We start from the raw sequence: 19,526 nt of genomic DNA, 5'->3' as shown, positions 1-19,526 counted from the left end.
TTGATATTCCAATAGTTCTCACATCGAAGTTAAGATAAATGCGGTTTCCTGACGCTACCCCTTGTTGGACAGATACTCTTGATAACGACGAATAGAAAATGGATCTGAAAGCCTGAAATAAGAGAGTACACTATTAATAGATTCAGCGTTTGATAGACGGTCTAAGATGCAACTGTTTCTCAAATGCTTTGCTGAAATCTTTCTCAACTTGGCCAACTTTACCTCGTCTTTTATCATTTCCTGAATCCCCCGAATTGATAAGGGTTGCGGTATACCAGTATCATAATTAAAACGGAACCTGAATGTTAGGTTATAAAATGCTACAAAAAGTGGATCATTTGACCAGTAACGAGGTCTAATTTCCATATCAATAGAATTCCAATACTCTCGTATATACTGTAGGTGTTCATTATGAAGAGTGATTATCAAGGGAGATCCATTTGAATTTATTTGAATCGTATTCTGAAATAAATTTACTGCATTCATCCTGATGGAAGAAGTATCCTTTGGTGTTAATCCGTAATATCGCGCAAGGCAAACAATGGATAGGTTTCGTTTGATTAAATGATTTCTAGCTTCTGACTTGCTCGGCTTACTCATAGAATCAAGGAGTCTGCCCATTTCGTTATCAGAAATAAAGTCACTTTCATGTAAGGATCTCAACGGAAGTTCTTTTGGTTTATCCATGAGTACAGTTGAATAGATATTGAAGTACTTTAAAAAGCTATTTAGAACCGATAGGAGCCTTCTGAAAGTAGCATCTGAATAGCTTTTATCGGATAAATAGGTAACATAAGCTTCTACATCTCGATCATTAAAGGTTTTTAGTGTTTCTAACTCACTCGATCCTTTATAATCCTTCATCCATACAAGGAATTTATGCAGATCAGAGGAATATTGCTTCCGAGTAGACTCTTTAATCCCTTTCGAGATTAGAGTGTCAATATAATCTCGAAAGTAATTTGGCTGCTGGTGTGACATAGAACCCCCCTTAAATAACAGAGACCGTTCCTTTACGAATGGAATGGCAACAAGCCAAATTAAAAAAGTCGGTTCCTTAACGTAAAGGAATTCGACTTTTTTAGTTTGCAAATTTCTTAGCGTATAATATCTGCGTTTTGTCGGCAGGACCCCTTACTACGCAAGGAATGCTGCAAAACTACTAATATGTGGTATATCTGTTGTTTCTGTAATTGTTAATCTAATCTTAGAAGTCTGTACTGTTTCGAACCTTTCAATTCTTTTGTGCCCGATGGATTGACCTTGGCAAATTGTTTGCCATCCCTTCTCAGTAAGACAGTCAATTTGATATTCACGTATGCGTTCTCCTAAAGCAATATTCTCCATAACAACGAGCTGGTTCACCATCGTGGGGGATTTAAGATCAAGGAATACCTCTTCACCTACTCCACTAGTCTCGCCTAGAATATTACTGAAAGACTTCTTAATTTCCTTACCAAACTCTGTAAACTGCAAAACATCTGCATCAGGCACTAATCCAAGATTATTAATGACCATTCCAACTAGAAAATTACTGTTACGACCTACAGTGCTATAGTAACATTCTACCAATTCTTTGACAGGCAATAGCAAATGATCTTCTCCATCGTACCAGAACCATTGATTTCGCCGGTTTGGCATGTCCGCTTCTGCTGGTGCCCATAGCTTACCGTCAGCTAATCCGCTGCCAATGCGTGGGCATTCTCCCTGCAATCCGTTGTCGGTTGTATATTCAGTCGTGCTCCAGCATGGGTACTTAGCAAATCCTTCCTCGTTTCCGACCCATCTTATGAGTGATGGAATGTCCTTGGGGCCTTGAAAACAAACCGCATTCTCCTGCAACCTCATCAGTACTGATTTTACATCAGGCCCTCCTTGTTCCGGCGGCAGTGTCCCTCCATCGAACCAGATTTCAAATAGTTTTCCGTAATTTGACCATAACTCAGTCACTTGCTGGATAACCATATCATTATATTGTTTTTGTACATCAGGATCTCCAGATTTCACCAATCCAGGATTATCTACTTTATAATACGCATTGGCCGAAGTGCTATAATATAAGCCAGGTTTAATGTCATATTTCTCGCAGGATTTAATAAAATCCCGGACTATATCACCATTTCCATCGTGCAATGGTGAACTTTTTACACTGTAATCATGTGCCTCAGTTGGCCATAAACTGAATCCGCTACAATGTTTGGCTACAAGCACTGCGTATTTTGCACCTGCCGCTTTGGCGGTTTGAATCCATTGGTCGGTATCGAGTTTAGCAGGGTTAAAAATAGCCGGATCTGGCTGGTATCCCCAATGTTCTCTCCAGTTCGAATAGCTAGGCTCGAAAGCCTGAATATCGTAATGAATAATAACTCCTAGTTCAGCATCAGCCCACTCCAGCTGTTCTATAGATGGAAGAATTGCATGATTATTTGTCAAAACTTCAACAACTCCTATTACTATTTTAATTGATCATAAACTTCCACAATTTATTACGTTATACGGTACGGGAAAGGTTAAATGTATAAACATCCAACCTTTCATTCAATCCACTGTTCTTCGATTAAATTGTATTCGATAAACTATAATACTTCCTCTGATTCCCAAGTACTACACATTACAAATTTATATTGGTTTGGCCTGTTAATTTACTCCTGTTGAGCCTTTGCATCTTGTATGGCTACTTCAGCTGCTTCACTTGTTACCCGCAAAAACTCTTTAATATCCAAACCAGATTCAAGAAATTCCTTCATATCTAAATTAACGTACTGGTCCCAATAACTTTTCTTATCAGAAGGCTTCGCCGGTGTATTATGTAAAAATGCAGCGGTATTTTTTCCTTGTAAAATCTCTTTGTTTACTCCGTACTGCTCTGTTACCTCAGGAATATTCAATACGGAAGGGGTTCCTACACTTGCAAGTTTTATTTGATATTCTTTTGTTACCCCTGCTAAGATAAATTGCAGTGCTGCTTCTTTTTGTTCGCTATAGTTATTTATAACCCAAGGATGTATTCCTTGTGGAGTTGGCCCTACATTCGGAAGATCAGACCATGTTGGAAGAGGAACAACATCGATATTTTCAATATATTTAATGGCCTCCTCAGTAGAATCACCAATATTCAGCCCAGCGAAACCGTGCCAATTAATCATCATAGCTGTATTCTTATTTATAAAACTACAAGATTCATCTTGTATCCCTGGTATATTATAATAAGTACCCATTAAATCCATATATTTTGTGAATTTAGGATCACTTAATAATAAAACTTCACCAGTGTCTGGGTCAGTCATATTCGCAGAAAGTTGCCATAATGGAACCATTGCCAAACTACCTTCATTAAAGTCTAGTCCACAATAAGTGGCTTCACCACGTTTACCTGTCATTTTCTTTGCAAGTTCCAATACTTCATCCCAGCTCATACTTTCATCGGGATTGGGATAGGGGACACCGAATAGGTCGAAAATATCCTTATTATAATACAGTCCAAATTGGGCCACTTCCTGTGGTAGACCAACAAGCCGGCTGCTTTTATCACGTGAACGAATTTCATCGAGCAATACCGGTTCAATTTGGTCTAGATCTACATTAAATGCTTCTATCATTTCCTCTAATGGATAAACCATATCCAATTCTTCCAATGGTTGCTGTCCGGTAAATGCCAACAAGACATCTGGAATAATTTGCTTTCCATAGTTTTCCTGTAATTGCGTAGATGTCCCGTCCCAATCAATATGCTCCATAGTCAAATTAGGATAGTTTTCTTCCACATAATTCCCAATGCGCTCCATAAACCCCTCTTCCCCCCATGGGGTTGCTACTTTCAATGTAACCTTATTATCAGAAAACGTCTTTTTGGGAGTTTCCGTCTCTAGATTGGCATTATTTTGTGGTGTATCATTACTAGTAGGTTCATTTGAACAAGTGGATGGGCTACACTAAGTTAGACAATAAAATTAAGGTCTTGTAGAATACAACTAACAGAAATAAGGAGAATCTACAATGACCCAAAAAAGAGCCAGAAGAACGTTCACAAAAGAATTTAAAGGCCAGATGGTACAACTTTTTGAAAATGGAAAACCAAGAGCTGACATCATCCGTGAATATGATTTGACTGCTTCAGCATTCGACAAATGGGTGAAACAAACTCAGTCTTCGGGATCCTTCAGTGAGAAAGACAACCGAACTCCTGAAGAGGCGGAGTTAATCAAGTTACGTAAGGAAAATCAACGCCTGATGATGGAGAATGATATTTTAAAGCAAGCCGCGCTGATTATGGGACGAAAGTAGATGTGATTCGTAGTAACCGACACAAATACTCGGTATCAGCAATGTGTGACGTCCTTACCATTCCAAGAAGTACTTTTTACTATGAACCTATTGAGAAACCACCCGAAGACGAACTCGTCGAACAAATTCGATCTATTTTCATCTCGAGTCGAAGCAATTATGGGACCCGTAAAATCAAAGTGGAACTCGAAAAGTTAGGTTTCGTTGTTTCCAGAAGACGTATTGGCCGAACTATGCGAGAGCAAGGTCTTGTATCGAACTATACTGTAGCTCAATTCAAGCCATTCAAAGAAAAGTGTAACGAAGAGCCTGTGAAAAATGTATTGAATAGAAAATTTAATGATCAAGAAGAATTGGCCGTTGTCGTTAGCGATCTAACCTACGTACGTGTGAACGGAAAGTGGAATTACGTATGTTTATTTGTCGATCTTTTTAACCGAGAAATCATTGGACATAGTGCGGGTCCCAATAAAACTGCTGAATTGGTTTACAAAGCGTTATCAAGCATTGATAGACGGCTAGATGACATTCAAATATTCCACACTGATCGCGGGAATGAATTTAAAAACAAATTAATAGATAGAGCCCTAAAAACCTTTGGAATCGAACGATCTTTAAGCATGAAAGGCTGCCCCTACGATAACGCAGTGGCAGAAGCAATGTTCAAAGTGTTCAAGACGGAATTTGCGAATGGTGCACACTTTGAAAGCCTTGACCAGCTCCTACTTGAACTTAGAGATTACGTGAATTGGTTCAACAAGTTTAGAATACACGGCACACTCGATTACAAAAGTCCAGTAGAATACAGATTACAGACCTTTAATTTTTGTTCAGTTTACTGTTGACAATCCACAAGCGATAAGCAAAAGGGAGATTAAGGTAAACATAGCAACAAAAACAGCTACTCTATTCTTAGTAATCATGAATACATCCTCCTTATGTTTCTTTAGAACTGCTAATAACCATTCATGTTGTAAGCGGGGTCATTTTGTGTAAGTATTAAAACAAGGTAACCTCCCTTTTACCTTTTTGTATAAACTTATTATAAGGCAGTTTTACTATTTTTGATTTATACAATTCTAATGAATTGAAGTCTAATACTTCCTTTTTCTGGTACTTGCTCTATAGTAAAGCACATCTTACAAAATATAATAAAACCTTTGTCTAATAGCGGTAAAATACCTTGAGTTTTTTTAGAATTACTTTATCTGGAGGATGCTATGGTGCCATTTTATGATCAACAACATCTGCTGAAACAATATTTGTCCAACCTGCAAACCAACATATTGATTACGGACATCAACAAAGTTCCAAGGAATTGGGGAAACACAAATTTCGTGCCTGAATGTAACAAGTTTTACTTTATTATGGAAGGGGAAGGTTGGTTGAGCATTGACGGTTCATGTTTTTATCCGAAACCCGGCGAACTTTATTTGATTCCTGCGGGGGTAACACAATCTCACGCTACAATCAGCAATTGCACATTATTAAAGTATTGGTGCCATTTCAATGCAATGATCGGCGAAATCAATTTGTTCGAAATGCTTAAGACCCCTTTTGTCATCCAGGTGAAGGATAAGGACACCGTAAACAAACTATTTCAAGACCTGGTAAATTACCACCAAAGCGATGATTTGATTGCATCTATTAAAGCGAAAGCCGTTTTACTAGAACTTGTATACTACTATTTATCCCATTCTGGTATTGAACAAGTCAATTTGAAAAGTTCGCTATCCCACGAAAAGGTAGAAACTGTTGTGAAATATATGGAGAGGAATCTATCGAATGATATTACGGTGGAAGATTTAGCAAAGGTCGTTCACCTTCATCCAAACTATTTCCACTCAAATATTTAAAAACTTAATTGGATTTTCCCCGATGCAATACGTAAATCGGATGAGAATAGACAAGGCGAAAATGCTACTGACTTCGACAGGGATGTCTGTGACGAAGATCTCCTCTGAAGTCGGTATTGAATCTCATTATTTCAGCCGGCTGTTTAAACAGCAGGAAGGATTTTCCCCTTCTGAATTTAGGAAACGAAAATTGTAATAAAAATACGGAGGATGGCACAGTTTTATGCAAATGGAACTGGAAAATCTGATAAAAGGCAAGCAGTACATAAGGGATACATTGAAAAGGATGTGGCGTCCAAAAGCGGACTCCCTGATTATTTAGATCTATTTGATTTGAACTGGGATAAAAAGAAAATCGCTGATAATGATGACCTAATCAAGTATTTAATTAAATACAAACCTGAGCGTCTCTTTGCACCAAATGAGCGTGTTGAATATAGCAATACTGGCTATATTTTACTCGCACTCATTGTCGAGCGTGTAACTGACATGGATTTTGCCGATTTTTTACAAGAGAATATTTTTAAACCACTTAAAATGACTCGTACTCAAGCTATTGGCATTAGAAAAGAAAATATCGAAATTGCCGATTATGCATACGGTTATGTCTACGATGTATATGCAGGAGAGTATGTTTTGGCAGATGATTTTGAGGAGACAAAAATGGTTACCTATTTAGATGGAATGCTTGGTGACGGTGGTATTCAATCAACTGTTAGGGATCTCTATCTTTATGACCGTGCTCTAAGCACAGGTAATTTAATCAATGATGAATTACAAAAAGAAGCTTATAAACCAGCAGTGACAGAAACCGAAACACCATTTAAATATGGTTTTGGTTGGATCTTGGAGGATGATGAGCAAAAAGGTCAAATCATTTGGCATAGTGGTGGTTGGCCGGGTTATCGGACAAGCCTTAGACGTTTCATCGATCATGATATTGTCGTTATCGAATTAAAAAATAAAGAACAAGATGTCGATTTTGAACAACATGTCTTACATGCAATTTGGCAAGCTGCTTTCGATGAGCCTTATGAACTTGCTGAGGAAAAACCTCCTTTAGAACGCGCCCGAGTTATTCCAGTAGATGTTTTAAAGCGTGTTGTCGGTGATTATGCACTAACAGAACATCCTGATTTAATCATTCATGTTTCATTAGTAAACAACAGACTTTTTATCGAGATGCCCGGTTCAATGAAACTCGAATTACACGCTAAAACAGAGAAAAAATTCTTCTTAAGAGGATTATCAATAGATGTTGATTTTACAACAGAAGATGGTAAGGAGTTAGTAAAGATTATTGATGGTACCGATGTACAAACAGCAGAGCGTCAATAATTAACAGAGAATAAAAGGGGTTTTAAACATGCAGATTACAACGGAACGACTACTTATTCGGCAGTTCAAGCAAGGCGATTTTCCCTTCGTTTATGCGTATGTCTCAGATGAGGAGACGATGCACTATTTACCAGAAGATACCTTCACTGAGAACGATACAAAAAAGTTTATTGAAAAACATAGTCGTGACAATCCCGAAGCTTTTTCTGTCGTTCTCCTAGAAACAAATGAAGTCATCGGTCATATGATCTTCGAGAAATACTTTGGCAACCATACGTATGAGATTGGCTGGGTTTTCAACAAAATGTTTCATAGCAATGGTTATGCCACAGAAGCTGCGGGAGCAATTATCGCTTATGCATTTGAAACATTAAACTTACACCGTGTTGTTGCTACCTGTCAGCCTGAAAACACAGCCTCTTATCGTGTCATGGAGAAAATTGGTATGCGCCGTGAAGGGTTCTTTAAACAATGTATTCCCTATAAAAATACGTGGTGGGATGAATACAGCTATGCGATTTTACAACCTGAATATAATGACACAAAAGTAAAAAAAAATGGTTGATGCGCGCGTGGGAGTCATCTATCTAAATGGGGAGCTATTGTATGAAGCATCGAACTTCCATTTATAGAAGTTAAAGTGACCAAATAGAAAAGAGTTCAGCAAAACCTTTAATGGTATGCGGTTTAATACTAACCATTTCTAACTCTACTTCTAATCACGAAATATGAGTGAAAGCCAATTAATTTCTAAAATGGTAAGGGGTTATTTATTTATTTATTTGTAAAGAAAATCCTAATAATCGTTGTGAGATGTTTACTCGGTTAGATGTAGAAGGACAAGAATTTATTGATACAACACATTGTATTAAATATGATTTATTTAATTCACAATTTAGTTCACTAACTTACAACATTACTGTCACCCACAAGAGAATCTATGACAATATGGAGGATTAAAATGGATACAACAATTACATTACCTGATGATAGAAGACTTACCTTTTGTACATATGGAAAAGTTGAGGGATACCCTGTTTTTATCTTTCATGGTACACCAGGTTCACGTATTTGGGGCATGGAAGAAGATGAAGTAGTACAGCAATCCAATCTTTATTTAATAGCAACTGATCGTCCAGGATTTGGTGGTTCAACTTCACAAAAGAATCGCACACTATTAGATTTTGCAGAGGATATTCATATTTTAGCTAAGCAGTTAGGCTATCAGAAATATGCTGTGTTGGGCGTGTCAGGTGGAGGTTCGTATGCAGCTGCTTGTGCTGCCCGTTACCCTAATGAAGTGTCCTCACTGCATCTCATTAGTAGTGCAACACCATTTATTAATGGAAAGGCTCCGAAAGAAATGAGTACGCAAAATAAATTGGCGTTCTTTATGGCACGGAAATTACCATTCATTCTACGTGTGAGTTATCAAGCGCAAAAAAAGACATTGGTTACAAATCGCACTAAATTTTATGATCAACTTAAAAAGAACAGTAAATACTTGAATGAATGGGATCGTCAATACTTACAAACACAAGAACAATTTGAAGGATTTGCTAAACATTTAGAGGAAGCATTAAAACAAAATGTTGAAGAGTGTATTAACGAGCCTAAGCTATTAACTAAAACTTGGGGATTTAACCTTGCAACTATTCAAGCTCCTACTTTTATTTGGCATGGCGCAGAGGATACAATGTCTCCAGCCTCAAGTATTCAAGATGTAGCAAGACAAATTCCTAATGCACAATTGCACATTGTACCGCAAGCAGGACACTTCCTAACTGAAGACACAAGCATTTGGCAGAACATCTTATCTGAAATAGTTGTACCAAACTAAAAATTGAAGGCGTGCGTTTACCGTCATTTTAAATTATAGACGAACGAGTTCATTCGTTCTTTTATGTTGAATAACATAGTCGTGGCAATCCCAAAGCTGCGGGTGCAATGTGTTGTTGCTACCTGTCAGCCTGAAAACACAGCCTCTTATCGTGTCATGGAGGAGATCGGTATGCGCCGTGAGAGATTCTTTAAACAATGAATTCCCCATAAAGAAACGTGGTGGGATGAATACAGCTATGCGATTTTACACCCCTAATATAATGACACAAAAGTAAAAAAAGATGATTGGATGCGCGTGCCGGTATAACTCGAAATAATAAACTGAATGGGGATTTGCATGAAAGGTATATATATATAAATCAATTTGGCGTTAGAAAACAGCGGTTATTCGCGGTTACAATCAAATAAAGATTTCCGCTTGTTAGGGGAAGGAGCTTGGCATAAGGCTTATTTGCTAAAATTAAAGGGGAATCATCGTCTTGTGATTCGCTTTCCGAAGATGCAGGCTTATGGAAAATCTCTCTCTTTCAATTGGCAGGAAATATTCTCTGAATACAGTGGAAACGGTCTTTATTATCAACAAGCAAACGCGGTGATGCCCGGGATTTGCCCCGAAGAATATGAATTTCATGTTGATCCTGAACTCACCTATACGATTGAAAGCTACATGGGGCAGCCCATTGACCTATCAGCGACGGATACTTCCGTGGGTAGAGAATACGGTGTTCAACTTGGTGATTTTTTTCGGAAAATGGATAATGTGAAGCCGGATCTGACTGGTTTTGGCCATTTAATATGGGAAGATGGTAAATTAAAGGGTGAGTATAACGTAGAACGGCAGAAATTCATGACTGATGAAAAAAATGAATTTCTATTGGAGTGGACGCAATTGCGAGATACTAATCTTTCTTTTGACCGATTTTTAATTCAAGAAAAATTGTTACAGTGTCTTGAAAATCGTTCGTTTTCCTTAGTGTCTTTGACAAATCAAGATACCTCACCGGAGAATCTAATTATTCATGATGGTCGTGTCCGAATGATTGACCCTCTTCCAGTTTTATACAGCGGGTTTGTTTTTGCCGGAAATCACGTAAATAACTATCAAACTCTTTTTCCGACCTATTACAAATCTCCGCGATACGTGAAACATCAATTTCATAAACATAAAGAAGTTCTACATGCACTGGCTGACGGATTTGAGGTAGGATATACAGACAGACTGGTCGAAAGAAAAAGATCCTTAAAAATTGAGCAGTTTTTGCAGTTGTTTTCCTTATGTCACACTAATTATAGGGTTTTACAAGAAGAGATTAACAAAGAAACTTATATGCGAATGGGAGATAAGAAAGCTATAGAATCACGTTTGCCTATTTATTTGCAAGAGCTTGAAACTTTTGAGTTAGAAAATTTATAGGTTGCATAAGAGGATGGAGAAACAGGTGTATAGTGGCTGTTATTCAATTATCGGGAGCGCTTGTAGGGGATGAACTTGATGAACCTGAATGGGACCAAACTGGTATAAAAAGAGAAGAATATGAAGGGTTTGTAAGCTTTCTTAAAGAATTGTATCTGTATTTAAATTTAAAATCGGTGGTATTGCAATCGAAAAAGATGTTCTTGAATTATTTGAGTTTGACGAATCATTCCCTAACGAATGTTATCGTTACGAAAATCTGTATCTTGAGAATTTGCTTAAACAACCATCGCGTTTCATACATAATTTGCAGGGGAAAATACAAGAAATTAAGCCATATTCCTTACAATCATACGAGGCTTGACTGTGAGGGGGTTTTTATTGAAACCGATAGCTGCACAAAAGAAGTCCGATTTCTCATCATTAAAATTGAGAAATTGGGCTTTATCATATTTAATTATAGTGCAAAATAACACTTGAAATCGATGCAAAGTAACTCCTAAAGTGACAGGTAGAAAAATAGTTTAGTTACTACGTGTCCATAAATGGATGAGTTTCTGTACAACAATATTTTAAAAATTCAAATGTAAATAATTTTAAAGCATGCATAGTATCGTATAGAGCGTTCAGTAAGTCCAGTTATTTTATAAACTTCCCCAGTTGTAAGCAGCGTAATTCACCTCCACATTACAAGGTTAAGGTATTACGCAACGTTAATGTCAAATAAAAAATGGGCTTTTACTTTAGTGTACAATAAGAAAGCCGATACTTCCTTAACGTAGGAAACATCGGCTTTCTTTATGTCGATTTTTGCTTAGCGTATGTTTTGCGCTTTTTGTTGGTAGGACCCCTATAAGGAAAGAAATATGACTGTAAATCAAATTTGTGAAATTACCAATGTCTCAAGAGCCTCATTATATAGAAAGCTATCAGAAGGAAACAAAAGACCTTCTTTATCCCATTAATGTAAAGTTTATGGAATAAAACATCCATCATGAAAGTAAAAATTTTTGGGTAAAACCACCCTTTATGACGTGGAAAGGATATGTTCAAAATGGAAATTAAGAATTTAGTTGGAGTTAAGACAAGACAGGAATTGAGAAATTGGCTTGAGGGACATTCAAATACAGAAAGATTTTGTTGGGTAATAGTAAGTATGTCTAAGCAATCAGAGGTCATACAGTATTTAGATGCAGTTGAAGAAGCATTATGTTTTGGTTGGATTGATGGTATAAAGAAGAAAATATCGGATACTGAACTAGCGCAAAGACTTTCCCCAAGGAATAAAACAAGCAACTGGACTGAATTAAATAAAGAAAGGGTAAGAAGATTAGATAAATTAGGTTTGATGAAAGAGGAAGGATTGAAAATACTTCCTGACATGCGACCTGAATCCTTTACTATAGATAAAGATATTGAAACTTGTCTGAAAGAAGATGAACAATTATATCGGAACTTCATTCATTTTCCTGAACTATACAGAAGGATTAGAATTGATACAATACAAAGTTATAGAAACGAGCCTGATACTTTTAATAAAAGGCTAGATAAGTTTATTGAAAATACAAGAGAAAATAAAATGTATGGTCAGTGGAATGATAATGGTCGCCTAATCAATTATTGAGGATAGCAGTGAAAATTGAATTGAAAATGTTCATCATGTACACTCCCTTGTACAACTATTAACATTTTATTTGTAAAGTTCCACTGCTCCCTCCAAAAAGTTTACATATTTTGCAATAAAACCTTTTGGCTTTATAATCTTAACTTTATTACCAAATCCGGCTAAAAATTGATAGGCATATTGATTCTCAGGCAATTCAATTGTTGCAAGGTAACTTCTTGCAGTTTCTTTTATAACGGCATTTTTTCCGTATCTTTCGATAAATTGATCTCTTACAGCAACATCTATCGATAGCTGTACATTAACCAATTTTTTTTGTTCATTGTGTTGTTTTTCATGTTTAAATTCCCGTTCAGTCCTTGGAACAAAAAAACCGTCTTTTTGGATATTTAATATCCTCGTCAACTTAAATGTTCGATAGTCTTTCCGTTCTAAACTATAACCAAATAGATACCAACGCATCTCCCTAAAATGTACCTTATAGGGTTCTACGAGTCTGTACGTTTTGTTTCCTATTTGATCCACATATTCAAATTTTAATAACCAATTATTCTCAATTGCTTGCCTGATAAATAAAATTTCTTCGTTGATTTGGCTTCTTCCCGGCCAATCATAGAAAGTTAAATCAAGTGTTGGAGAAATATCTGCGCTGGTCATTCCTTTGATTTTTTGAATAGTCGTTTGAATCTCTTGGTTGGTAATCAGTCCCTCAAAGCCACCTAAAGCTACAAGAATATTTTCAATATCCTTGTGATTTAGTAATCGTTTATCGAATTTATACTCTTCCATTAGCGCATATCCCCCTTCAGCACCATATTCCGCATAAATAGGGATATTTGCATAACTTAATGTTTCCATATCACGTTGAATCGTTCGTTTCGTTACATGAAAAAGTCGGCTAAATTCTGATGCCGAAACAACTTCTTTTTGTAACAAAATCATCACTATCGAGATAAGTCGCTCAATTTTTTTCATATTTCCCTCCAATATACGACATACAGTTGTCGCCTATGTCCTATTATACTTCAAATATGAAAAGGAGGAATTAAGTTATGAAAGCAATATCTTATCTACAATTTGGTGGAAGAGCAGAAGAAGCATTAGCCTTTTATGAAAAGGCATTACAAGCAGCAAATGTAAAAATGGTGAGATTTGGTGCTTTTGGTCAAGATCCAAATGCCCCATTAACGGTAGAAGAACAAAACATGATTATGGAATCTCGTATTGAGTTTTCAGGGAATATTTTAATGATCTCTGACGTTCCGCCTTTTATGCAAGCTGCGGCTGGCGAAATCACAACAGGTAATACCGTCTTAATCAGTATTATTGATGCTGATCCAGAAATGAATAAACAATGTTTCGAAAAGCTTTCGGAAGGTGGTACTGTGATAATGCCGATATCTTCTACGCCATGGTCAGCAAGTTTTGGAATGTTAATCGACAAATTTGGTGTAATGTGGAAATTCAATAGTGATGCGAGTAAATTTCTAGATGGTTTTGTAGATTAATCTTGTATTATTAGGGGTTTCTTCAACATTTTGAAGGAACACCCGGACTAAAACAAAATAGACATATCAGACTCTGGGATTCCTATATGATTGAGGAATTTCAGGGCTTGTTTTATTTCTGCTGAGAAATTGGGCTTTTTAATATATGGAAATTTCCTTAACGTTGTAAATCCGCATTTTCCTGACGCTACCCCTAAAAGAGCTACTACCGGGCAGGATTGTTCAATAAGAAATGTATAGGATTTACGAAACGTTTTTTCAAATAATTCGTAAAACTATTAAAGTCTAATAAAGTGGGGTGTTATTTTGGAAACCAATATTCAAGCGTCTCAAAACGAAGAAATTGTAACCAAAACAGAAGTAAGTTTGAGAAAACTATTAAATGTAATAGGTATATTCATTTTTGGGGGATCAGCATTAACAATGGTAACCAATCCAATTCCTTCGAATGAAATCAAAAATTTTTTACTATTTATTTTTGGAAGTACTATTATCTATTACTTTTTAGTGAATGTGTATTTCATAGAACATATAGGGAGAAAGATATTTTTTACAACTCTTATCCTTTTATGTTGTTTTAGTTTATATATGGTTTTTTATCTTTTAACTAATTCAATACCTCACTAAAATTAAATTGAATTTACATTGTTGTTCAAGTACGGGTGCCGGTTTAATTCAACAAGCAGCTAAAAGGATCTTCCAGTTGAAGATCCTTTTTCAATACCGATAAGAAGCTTTATGTTAACTAGTTTGTATAACGTATTCATGTGATGCTGGAAGATCTTGTTCAACTAAAGGGCCAGATTGTGGAGTAAAGAAGGATATTCTTAACCTTCAATACCTGATTCACCTTTAAATAAAAAACCTTTTTTACTAATGAATTAATGGCTAAACTCTTCATCTTCAAAATCTCTTGAAAAATACAAGAAAATCCTAACCTATAGGTTAGGATTTATCAAATTTAGCAGGTAGGGGTACCGCCAACATTTCGGAAATTTTGTACGCTAAGAAAATTTTAGCCTAAAAAAGTCGAATTCCCATACGCTAAGGATCCGACTTTTTTAGATTGTCTTGTTTCACTAAATCACCCATAGTTGAAGAAGACATAAGACATTTACGGCCTAATGGGTAAATATCCCACAATGACACTTTTCCAATATTTTTAGTCGTTAAAAGCCCAGACTTTAAATTCTGCATTTTGTTCTTGTAGATGCCAACCTGACTTAAAATAGTATTCATTGAATTTTGATTCTATTGGACATAGCGCAAGGATTGGTAAGTCATTTATAGTTTTTAACATCTTTTTTAACAACCCTTGACCACGATAAACCTCATTTATAGCGAATTGATATAGCGAAATGCTATTGGATGTTTTTTTTCTGTAAAATCGAAAAGCTCCTACTACTTGACCCTCTACTATCGCCACAATCATTTGTCTTCTTCTTATTGCTGCTTTAATTCCGAGGGGACATAAAAACTCTTCAGAATAAACCGCACTATTATTACGATCTAAATTTTTTTTGAAGAAAGATACGATTTGAGGTGCATGGATTATATCGGCTAATGCTATCTGCATCCTTCTCACCCCCCGTCAAAACTATCGTTTCTTAAGACATGAGAGATTTATATATTTCTCCTATAATCCCCTCCATTTGATGAACACCCAATTCTGCATTTGTCATGATGACCGCACCTTTCACTAAATTTGGGAAAGTCACCATCATACATTGAAAACCTACTCCCCAACCAAGTGATGTAATTTCAAGTTCTTTTTCCGAACCCTCTAGAAATACACCAAGCCCAGTCCACGATTTTCCTCCCTGTGGAGTGATCATTTCTTTTGCTTTACTTGCAGAAATTCCGATCTTACTTTCTCCTTTTAGTGCATTTATTAATTCAAGGACCAACTGTGCTAGATCTAAAGAAGTTGTCCATAGTCCTGAAGCAGCTTGGTAAGGATATATAGGATATTTTCCTTCTACTAATTCGCCGTTTTTGTTATGACCACAGGAAAATCCTTCTCTGTTCGTTTCTAATATTGACATGTCTAATGTGCTGTTTTCCATTGCTAATGGTTTAAATATTAGTTCGTTAACAACTTGCTGAAATGGTTTTTCAGTCACATCTTCTATTAGTTGCTGGATGATACAATAACCTGCATCTGAATAGTGAAATTCACTTTCAGGTTCATACTTCACTTCGATAGGATTTTTACAATAAGGAGTTTTCCCCTCTAATAGTTCAACCATCGAAGGAATCCCTATAATTGAATTAAGTTCAGTAAAACTATCTTCAGGGTCTATAATCCCAGATTGATGACTAAGCAAGTTTCGCAATGTAACTGTTTTATTTTTAGTTAAATCATTATTATCAGGTGCTTTCCACGATACAAGTCTATTGTTTACATCCTCATCTAAATCAAGAAGACCTTGTTCTGTTAACTTTATCACCAGCATTCCTGTAAGGAATTTACTAATTGAGCATGCACTAAAAATAGAATCTTTATTTACATTTTTATTACTTCCTGCCTCTAGAAAACCGTAATTTTCTGTAAAACTGATTTGATTATTATCAATTAATGTAACGCTTAAACCTAGCACATTATAATGCTTCATACGCTCTTGAATGTTTATATCTTTTAATTTCATATAATCCCCCTAATTTTGTAATATTAATAGAATTATAACACGAATATATGTTCTGTTGTATATATCTGGATAACTTATTTTTATGATTAATTAAACTGAATCGTTAGCTTTACAATTTCTTTTCTACATTAACATATACTCCCAAATTTTCATCCGTAAAAAGTACCGAAAACGGACGTTTACGGTACTACTAATCACTTTATCAGAAAACAACCTATTTTAGATGATTGATAGAACCAAAACTCATTACCAAAAGCAGATACTCCTGAAGAATCTAGAAATTTCAGTCTATCTCTTTATAATATGCTTCTAAGAATTAAACTCACCGATTTATTAATGGAGGTGGCTGAATGGACTGGATTTGAAGAGTCATTTGTTCACGCTTCTTCTAATCAGCGACCTAAAGGTGAGGAAAGATCTATTGTAATGGCTGCATTAATGGCGATGGGTACAAATATTGGATTAACTAAAATGGCAGAAGCAACTCCTGAACATATTAATTTTCTAGGAGAATATAAATTTGATTCAAATAGATTACCAGCTAATTCACTAAGAACCTTAAATAAAAACTAACCAATCACATAAGCCAATCCCTTAACGTACAGGAATTTGGCTTTTTACGTGTCAAATTTTTCTTAGCGTACAAAATTTCCGAAATGTTGGCTATCCCCCAATTAAAGGGCCAGATTAAAGTTTCATAAGATTACTTTTTCTAGTTGAAATTTATTCGCTATATTTAAAGAGTATGTTTCGACTAATATACTGTCACTTTTGGCTCTACCTTGGATTCTGCATGGATTTGACTTATAAATTTCAAAGTGATATCCTCTATACATACTAACGGTATGTATAGAGGAGGACGCATGGCTAGAAATAAATATCCTGAAAAAACGGTTAAACAAATCCTTTCGATTTCGTATCGACTGTTTTTAGAAAAGGGTTATGAACAAACAACGATACAGGACATTATTAATGAATTGGGCATGAGTAAAGGCGCTATCTATCATCACTTCAAGTCAAAGGAAGAAATCTTACATGCAATTGGTGATAAGGGTAATTATTCAGATACAATTGAGTTGTACAAGAATCTTAACCATTTAAATGCATTGCAAAAACTAAAGAAGATAATAAGTAATGAATTTGAAAATCTTGAAAAGCAACAGTTTAATAAAATGGCCATATCATTAACAGAAAATCCTAGATTCGTTAGTATCTTATTGAATGGTACTCTGAAATACGGAACGCCAATTTTTCAAGAGCTAATCGAAGAAGGTAGAAAGGATGGCTCAATTAATTTGGAGGATAGTAAAAGTGCCAGTGAGGTTATCTTGTTATTAAATAATGTTTGGCTAAGCCCAATGATAGATCAAGTAAGTGAAGAAGATTTAGAACGTAGAATTTTATATTTAAAAAATCTTACTGAACTTATGGGTATACCGTTTATGGATGAAGAAGTTTTAAATGCGATGAATAGTTATTTGAAAAGCATATTTAAATAATAAGCTGCCTTATAAAAGGCAGTATATTATTTAAATAATACATACCGTCGGTTGGTTTGTTTATATTTTTGTTAAAGAAAGGAATTTATATGAAAAAAAGTCTATTTAAAAAGGATTTTACATTACTAATTATTGGTCAGATTATATCTTTATTTGGAAATTCTATTCTACGTTTTTCTCTATCGTTGTATATTTTGGATGAGACAGGTTCAGCTGGAGCTTTTGGGGGTGTTCTTGCGGTATCAATGCTTCCTACAATTTTATTATCTCCCTTTGGTGGCGTGCTGGCAGATCGAGTGAATCGAAGGAATATCATGGTTGGTTTAGATGTGATTACTTCACTAGTGTGTTTATTATTTCTTACTCAAATAGGTAGCAATCAGATTGTTTTCTTAGTGGCAGGTGTGATGATTGTACTCTCCATTATTCAGTCTATGTATCAACCAGCTGTACAATCGAGCGTTCCTATATTAGTGGATAGCTATCATTTGCTGCAAGCGAATGGTATTGTTGTTCAAATGAACGCATTAGCTAATTTCTTAGGGCCTATTTTAGGCGGTATGTTGTACGGATTTTTGGATTTAAAAGTAATTGTTATAATTAGCGCGATTGCTTTCTTTATTTCCGCTGTCCTAGAAGGCTTTATTCGTATACCTTTTACTAAACAAGCTTCAAATGGAAAAATAATAAATACAGTGATCATGGATTTAAAGCAGGCAATAACATTTATCGGTAAAGATAATCCGGTTTTATTTAAGATTTTATTATTGGTTGCTGCTATTAATTTGTTTTTCTCATCGATGATAATGATTGGTTTGCCTTATTTAATAAAAGTAAAACTTGGTTTGAGTTCTCAACTATATGGTATTGCTGAGGGTTTCTTAGCTATCGGTTCGATTGGAGCAGGTCTTTTTATAGGATTAATGGCTAAAAAATTCAGCATTCATAACTCTTATATATTTATCTTATTAGGAGGAATTTTATTATTACCTATAGCACTTGTATCAGGTTTACAAATACAACCAATGATTGCCTATGTTGTCATTTGTGTAAGTACTTTTTTATGTATAGCATCAGTAGGGATATTCACAATTTTCGCACAAACATTTATTCAAACAGAGACACCCAATGCAATGCTAGGAAAGGTAAGTGCGGTTGTTTCAACAATAGTCATGTGTTCTTATCCAATTGGGCAATCTTTATATGGCGTGTTGTTTGATTTCCTATCAGGTCATGTATATATTATTGTTTTATTTGCAATTTTTGTAGAGGTCCTTTTAGGTTTTCTGACAAAACGTTATCTCTCTAAGTTACAAGGGGAATCTTTGCATTTAAAAAATGAATAATAAAAACATTGCAGATTGAGGGCATTGTTTGAAAAATATAACAATGCCCTCAATCTCATCTGGATGTACATTATTAAACCAAATCGGAACTTGGTAATCCCCTTTGTGCCATTTTCCAACTTTTTTAACAGCGCTCCGGGATTTGTAAGTACAGTAGGAAGCGGAAG

General features: G+C 35.6%; 18 protein-coding genes and 3 pseudogenes. 15 read left to right on the top strand and 6 right to left on the bottom strand.

From position 1 onward, the window contains the following. Positions 1–54: 54 nt before the first annotated feature. The 3 genes from MHB53_RS03925 to MHB53_RS03915 form a co-directional block, all read right to left on the bottom strand. Positions 55–981, bottom strand: coding sequence for a tyrosine-type recombinase/integrase (locus tag MHB53_RS03925; protein WP_340915852.1), 927 nt, complete (start codon positions 979–981; stop codon positions 55–57). Positions 982–1,137: 156 nt separating this feature from the next. After that, on the bottom strand, positions 1,138–2,433 hold the full coding sequence (locus MHB53_RS03920; RefSeq protein ID WP_340915851.1) for an alpha-L-fucosidase: 1,296 nt from the start codon (positions 2,431–2,433) through the stop codon (positions 1,138–1,140). A gap of 209 nt (positions 2,434–2,642) precedes the next feature. Then, positions 2,643–3,785 carry an ABC transporter substrate-binding protein gene (locus MHB53_RS03915; protein WP_340915850.1) on the bottom strand — a complete coding sequence of 381 codons (1,143 nt, stop codon included), beginning with the start codon at positions 3,783–3,785 and terminating at the stop codon, positions 2,643–2,645. A 211-nt stretch (positions 3,786–3,996) separates the two neighbouring features. On the opposite strand from MHB53_RS03915, the gene MHB53_RS03910 reads away from it, so the two are divergent. The 11 genes and pseudogenes from MHB53_RS03910 to MHB53_RS03865 all read left to right on the top strand — a co-directional run bounded on the left by MHB53_RS03910 (position 3,997) and on the right by MHB53_RS03865 (position 12,358). Next, positions 3,997–5,129, top strand: a protein-coding gene (locus MHB53_RS03910; protein ID WP_340915849.1) for an IS3 family transposase whose coding sequence is annotated in 2 segments (ribosomal slippage) — positions 3,997–4,249 and positions 4,249–5,129 — 1,134 coding nt in all. Because the reading frame shifts where the segments join, the coding sequence is not laid out codon by codon here. Positions 5,130–5,507: 378 nt separating this feature from the next. After that, positions 5,508–6,140, top strand: coding sequence for an AraC family transcriptional regulator (locus tag MHB53_RS03905; protein ID WP_340915848.1), 633 nt, complete (start codon positions 5,508–5,510; stop codon positions 6,138–6,140). A 22-nt stretch (positions 6,141–6,162) separates the two neighbouring features. Further along, positions 6,163–6,336: a helix-turn-helix domain-containing protein gene (locus MHB53_RS26230; protein ID WP_445661396.1), complete on the top strand. Its 174-nt coding sequence runs from the start codon at positions 6,163–6,165 to the stop codon at positions 6,334–6,336. 14 nt (positions 6,337–6,350) lie between these two features. After that, positions 6,351–7,478 carry a serine hydrolase domain-containing protein gene (locus MHB53_RS03900; RefSeq protein ID WP_340915847.1) on the top strand — a complete coding sequence of 376 codons (1,128 nt, stop codon included), beginning with the start codon at positions 6,351–6,353 and terminating at the stop codon, positions 7,476–7,478. A gap of 28 nt (positions 7,479–7,506) precedes the next feature. Then, the gene (locus MHB53_RS03895) at positions 7,507–8,043 is read left to right on the top strand and encodes a GNAT family N-acetyltransferase (RefSeq protein ID WP_340915846.1); all 537 of its coding nucleotides are present in this window, start codon (positions 7,507–7,509) and stop codon (positions 8,041–8,043) included. Between the two features lie 396 nt (positions 8,044–8,439). Further along, a complete protein-coding gene (locus MHB53_RS03890) occupies positions 8,440–9,318 on the top strand; it encodes an alpha/beta fold hydrolase (protein ID WP_340915845.1) in 879 nt (292 codons plus the stop codon). A 114-nt stretch (positions 9,319–9,432) separates the two neighbouring features. After that, positions 9,433–9,519 (top strand): annotated as a pseudogene (locus tag MHB53_RS03885) (GNAT family N-acetyltransferase); the annotation flags it as partial. A gap of 165 nt (positions 9,520–9,684) precedes the next feature. Further along, positions 9,685–10,734: a hypothetical protein gene (locus MHB53_RS03880; RefSeq protein ID WP_340915844.1), complete on the top strand. Its 1,050-nt coding sequence runs from the start codon at positions 9,685–9,687 to the stop codon at positions 10,732–10,734. Positions 10,735–10,766: 32 nt separating this feature from the next. Beyond that, the gene (locus MHB53_RS03875) at positions 10,767–11,207 is read left to right on the top strand and encodes a hypothetical protein (protein WP_340915843.1); all 441 of its coding nucleotides are present in this window, start codon (positions 10,767–10,769) and stop codon (positions 11,205–11,207) included. 378 nt (positions 11,208–11,585) lie between these two features. Continuing rightward, positions 11,586–11,699 (top strand): annotated as a pseudogene (locus MHB53_RS03870) (helix-turn-helix domain-containing protein); the annotation flags it as partial. An 89-nt stretch (positions 11,700–11,788) separates the two neighbouring features. Further along, entirely contained in the window at positions 11,789–12,358 is a 570-nt protein-coding gene (locus MHB53_RS03865) for a YdeI/OmpD-associated family protein (protein WP_340915842.1), read from the top strand. A 66-nt stretch (positions 12,359–12,424) separates the two neighbouring features. Here MHB53_RS03865 and MHB53_RS03860 read toward each other — a convergent pair whose 3' ends face one another. Beyond that, positions 12,425–13,333, bottom strand: coding sequence for a helix-turn-helix transcriptional regulator (locus tag MHB53_RS03860; RefSeq protein ID WP_340915840.1), 909 nt, complete (start codon positions 13,331–13,333; stop codon positions 12,425–12,427). Between the two features lie 77 nt (positions 13,334–13,410). Here MHB53_RS03860 and MHB53_RS03855 point away from each other — a divergent pair, with 77 nt between their 5' ends. Further along, on the top strand, positions 13,411–13,866 hold the full coding sequence (locus MHB53_RS03855; RefSeq protein ID WP_340915838.1) for a VOC family protein: 456 nt from the start codon (positions 13,411–13,413) through the stop codon (positions 13,864–13,866). 1,162 nt (positions 13,867–15,028) lie between these two features. Here the strand turns inward: MHB53_RS03855 and MHB53_RS03850 are convergent. Both MHB53_RS03850 and MHB53_RS03845 read right to left on the bottom strand, forming a co-directional pair. Beyond that, positions 15,029–15,442, bottom strand: coding sequence for a GNAT family N-acetyltransferase (locus MHB53_RS03850; protein ID WP_340915836.1), 414 nt, complete (start codon positions 15,440–15,442; stop codon positions 15,029–15,031). Between the two features lie 31 nt (positions 15,443–15,473). Continuing rightward, positions 15,474–16,514 (bottom strand): serine hydrolase domain-containing protein, encoded by a 1,041-nt coding sequence (locus tag MHB53_RS03845; RefSeq protein WP_340915834.1) that lies wholly within the window; start codon positions 16,512–16,514, stop codon positions 15,474–15,476. Between the two features lie 258 nt (positions 16,515–16,772). Between MHB53_RS03845 and MHB53_RS26225 the strand changes: the two are divergent. The 3 genes and pseudogenes from MHB53_RS26225 to MHB53_RS03830 all read left to right on the top strand — a co-directional run. Further along, positions 16,773–17,003, top strand: a pseudogene (locus MHB53_RS26225) (Tn3 family transposase); the annotation flags it as partial. A gap of 374 nt (positions 17,004–17,377) precedes the next feature. Beyond that, positions 17,378–18,013: a TetR/AcrR family transcriptional regulator gene (locus tag MHB53_RS03835; RefSeq protein WP_340915831.1), complete on the top strand. Its 636-nt coding sequence runs from the start codon at positions 17,378–17,380 to the stop codon at positions 18,011–18,013. 89 nt (positions 18,014–18,102) lie between these two features. Continuing rightward, on the top strand, positions 18,103–19,359 hold the full coding sequence (locus tag MHB53_RS03830; protein WP_340915830.1) for an MFS transporter: 1,257 nt from the start codon (positions 18,103–18,105) through the stop codon (positions 19,357–19,359). The last annotated feature ends 167 nt before the right edge of the window (positions 19,360–19,526 follow it).

It is taken from the genome of Bacillus sp. FSL K6-3431, from assembly GCF_038002605.1.
Lineage (GTDB): Bacteria > Bacillota > Bacilli > Bacillales > Bacillaceae_C > Lederbergia.
Note: the sequence above shows the minus strand (reverse complement) of the source record. Positions and strands in the feature narration are given on the sequence as shown.

What these genes read in the sequence shown, in the direction of transcription:
- MHB53_RS03925 (WP_340915852.1), bottom strand. Translation starts at nt 981, where the DNA reads ATGTCACACCAGCAGCCAAATTACTTTCGAGATTATATTGACACTCTA.
- MHB53_RS03915 (WP_340915850.1), bottom strand. Translation starts at nt 3,785, where the DNA reads ATGGAGCGCATTGGGAATTATGTGGAAGAAAACTATCCTAATTTGACT.
- MHB53_RS26230 (WP_445661396.1), top strand. Translation starts at nt 6,163, where the DNA reads ATGCAATACGTAAATCGGATGAGAATAGACAAGGCGAAAATGCTACTG.
- MHB53_RS03900 (WP_340915847.1), top strand. Translation starts at nt 6,351, where the DNA reads ATGGCACAGTTTTATGCAAATGGAACTGGAAAATCTGATAAAAGGCAA.
- MHB53_RS03895 (WP_340915846.1), top strand. Translation starts at nt 7,507, where the DNA reads ATGCAGATTACAACGGAACGACTACTTATTCGGCAGTTCAAGCAAGGC.
- MHB53_RS03890 (WP_340915845.1), top strand. Translation starts at nt 8,440, where the DNA reads ATGGATACAACAATTACATTACCTGATGATAGAAGACTTACCTTTTGT.
- MHB53_RS03865 (WP_340915842.1), top strand. Translation starts at nt 11,789, where the DNA reads ATGGAAATTAAGAATTTAGTTGGAGTTAAGACAAGACAGGAATTGAGA.
- MHB53_RS03860 (WP_340915840.1), bottom strand. Translation starts at nt 13,333, where the DNA reads ATGAAAAAAATTGAGCGACTTATCTCGATAGTGATGATTTTGTTACAA.
- MHB53_RS03855 (WP_340915838.1), top strand. Translation starts at nt 13,411, where the DNA reads ATGAAAGCAATATCTTATCTACAATTTGGTGGAAGAGCAGAAGAAGCA.
- MHB53_RS03850 (WP_340915836.1), bottom strand. Translation starts at nt 15,442, where the DNA reads ATGCAGATAGCATTAGCCGATATAATCCATGCACCTCAAATCGTATCT.
- MHB53_RS03845 (WP_340915834.1), bottom strand. Translation starts at nt 16,514, where the DNA reads ATGAAATTAAAAGATATAAACATTCAAGAGCGTATGAAGCATTATAAT.
- MHB53_RS03835 (WP_340915831.1), top strand. Translation starts at nt 17,378, where the DNA reads ATGGCTAGAAATAAATATCCTGAAAAAACGGTTAAACAAATCCTTTCG.
- MHB53_RS03830 (WP_340915830.1), top strand. Translation starts at nt 18,103, where the DNA reads ATGAAAAAAAGTCTATTTAAAAAGGATTTTACATTACTAATTATTGGT.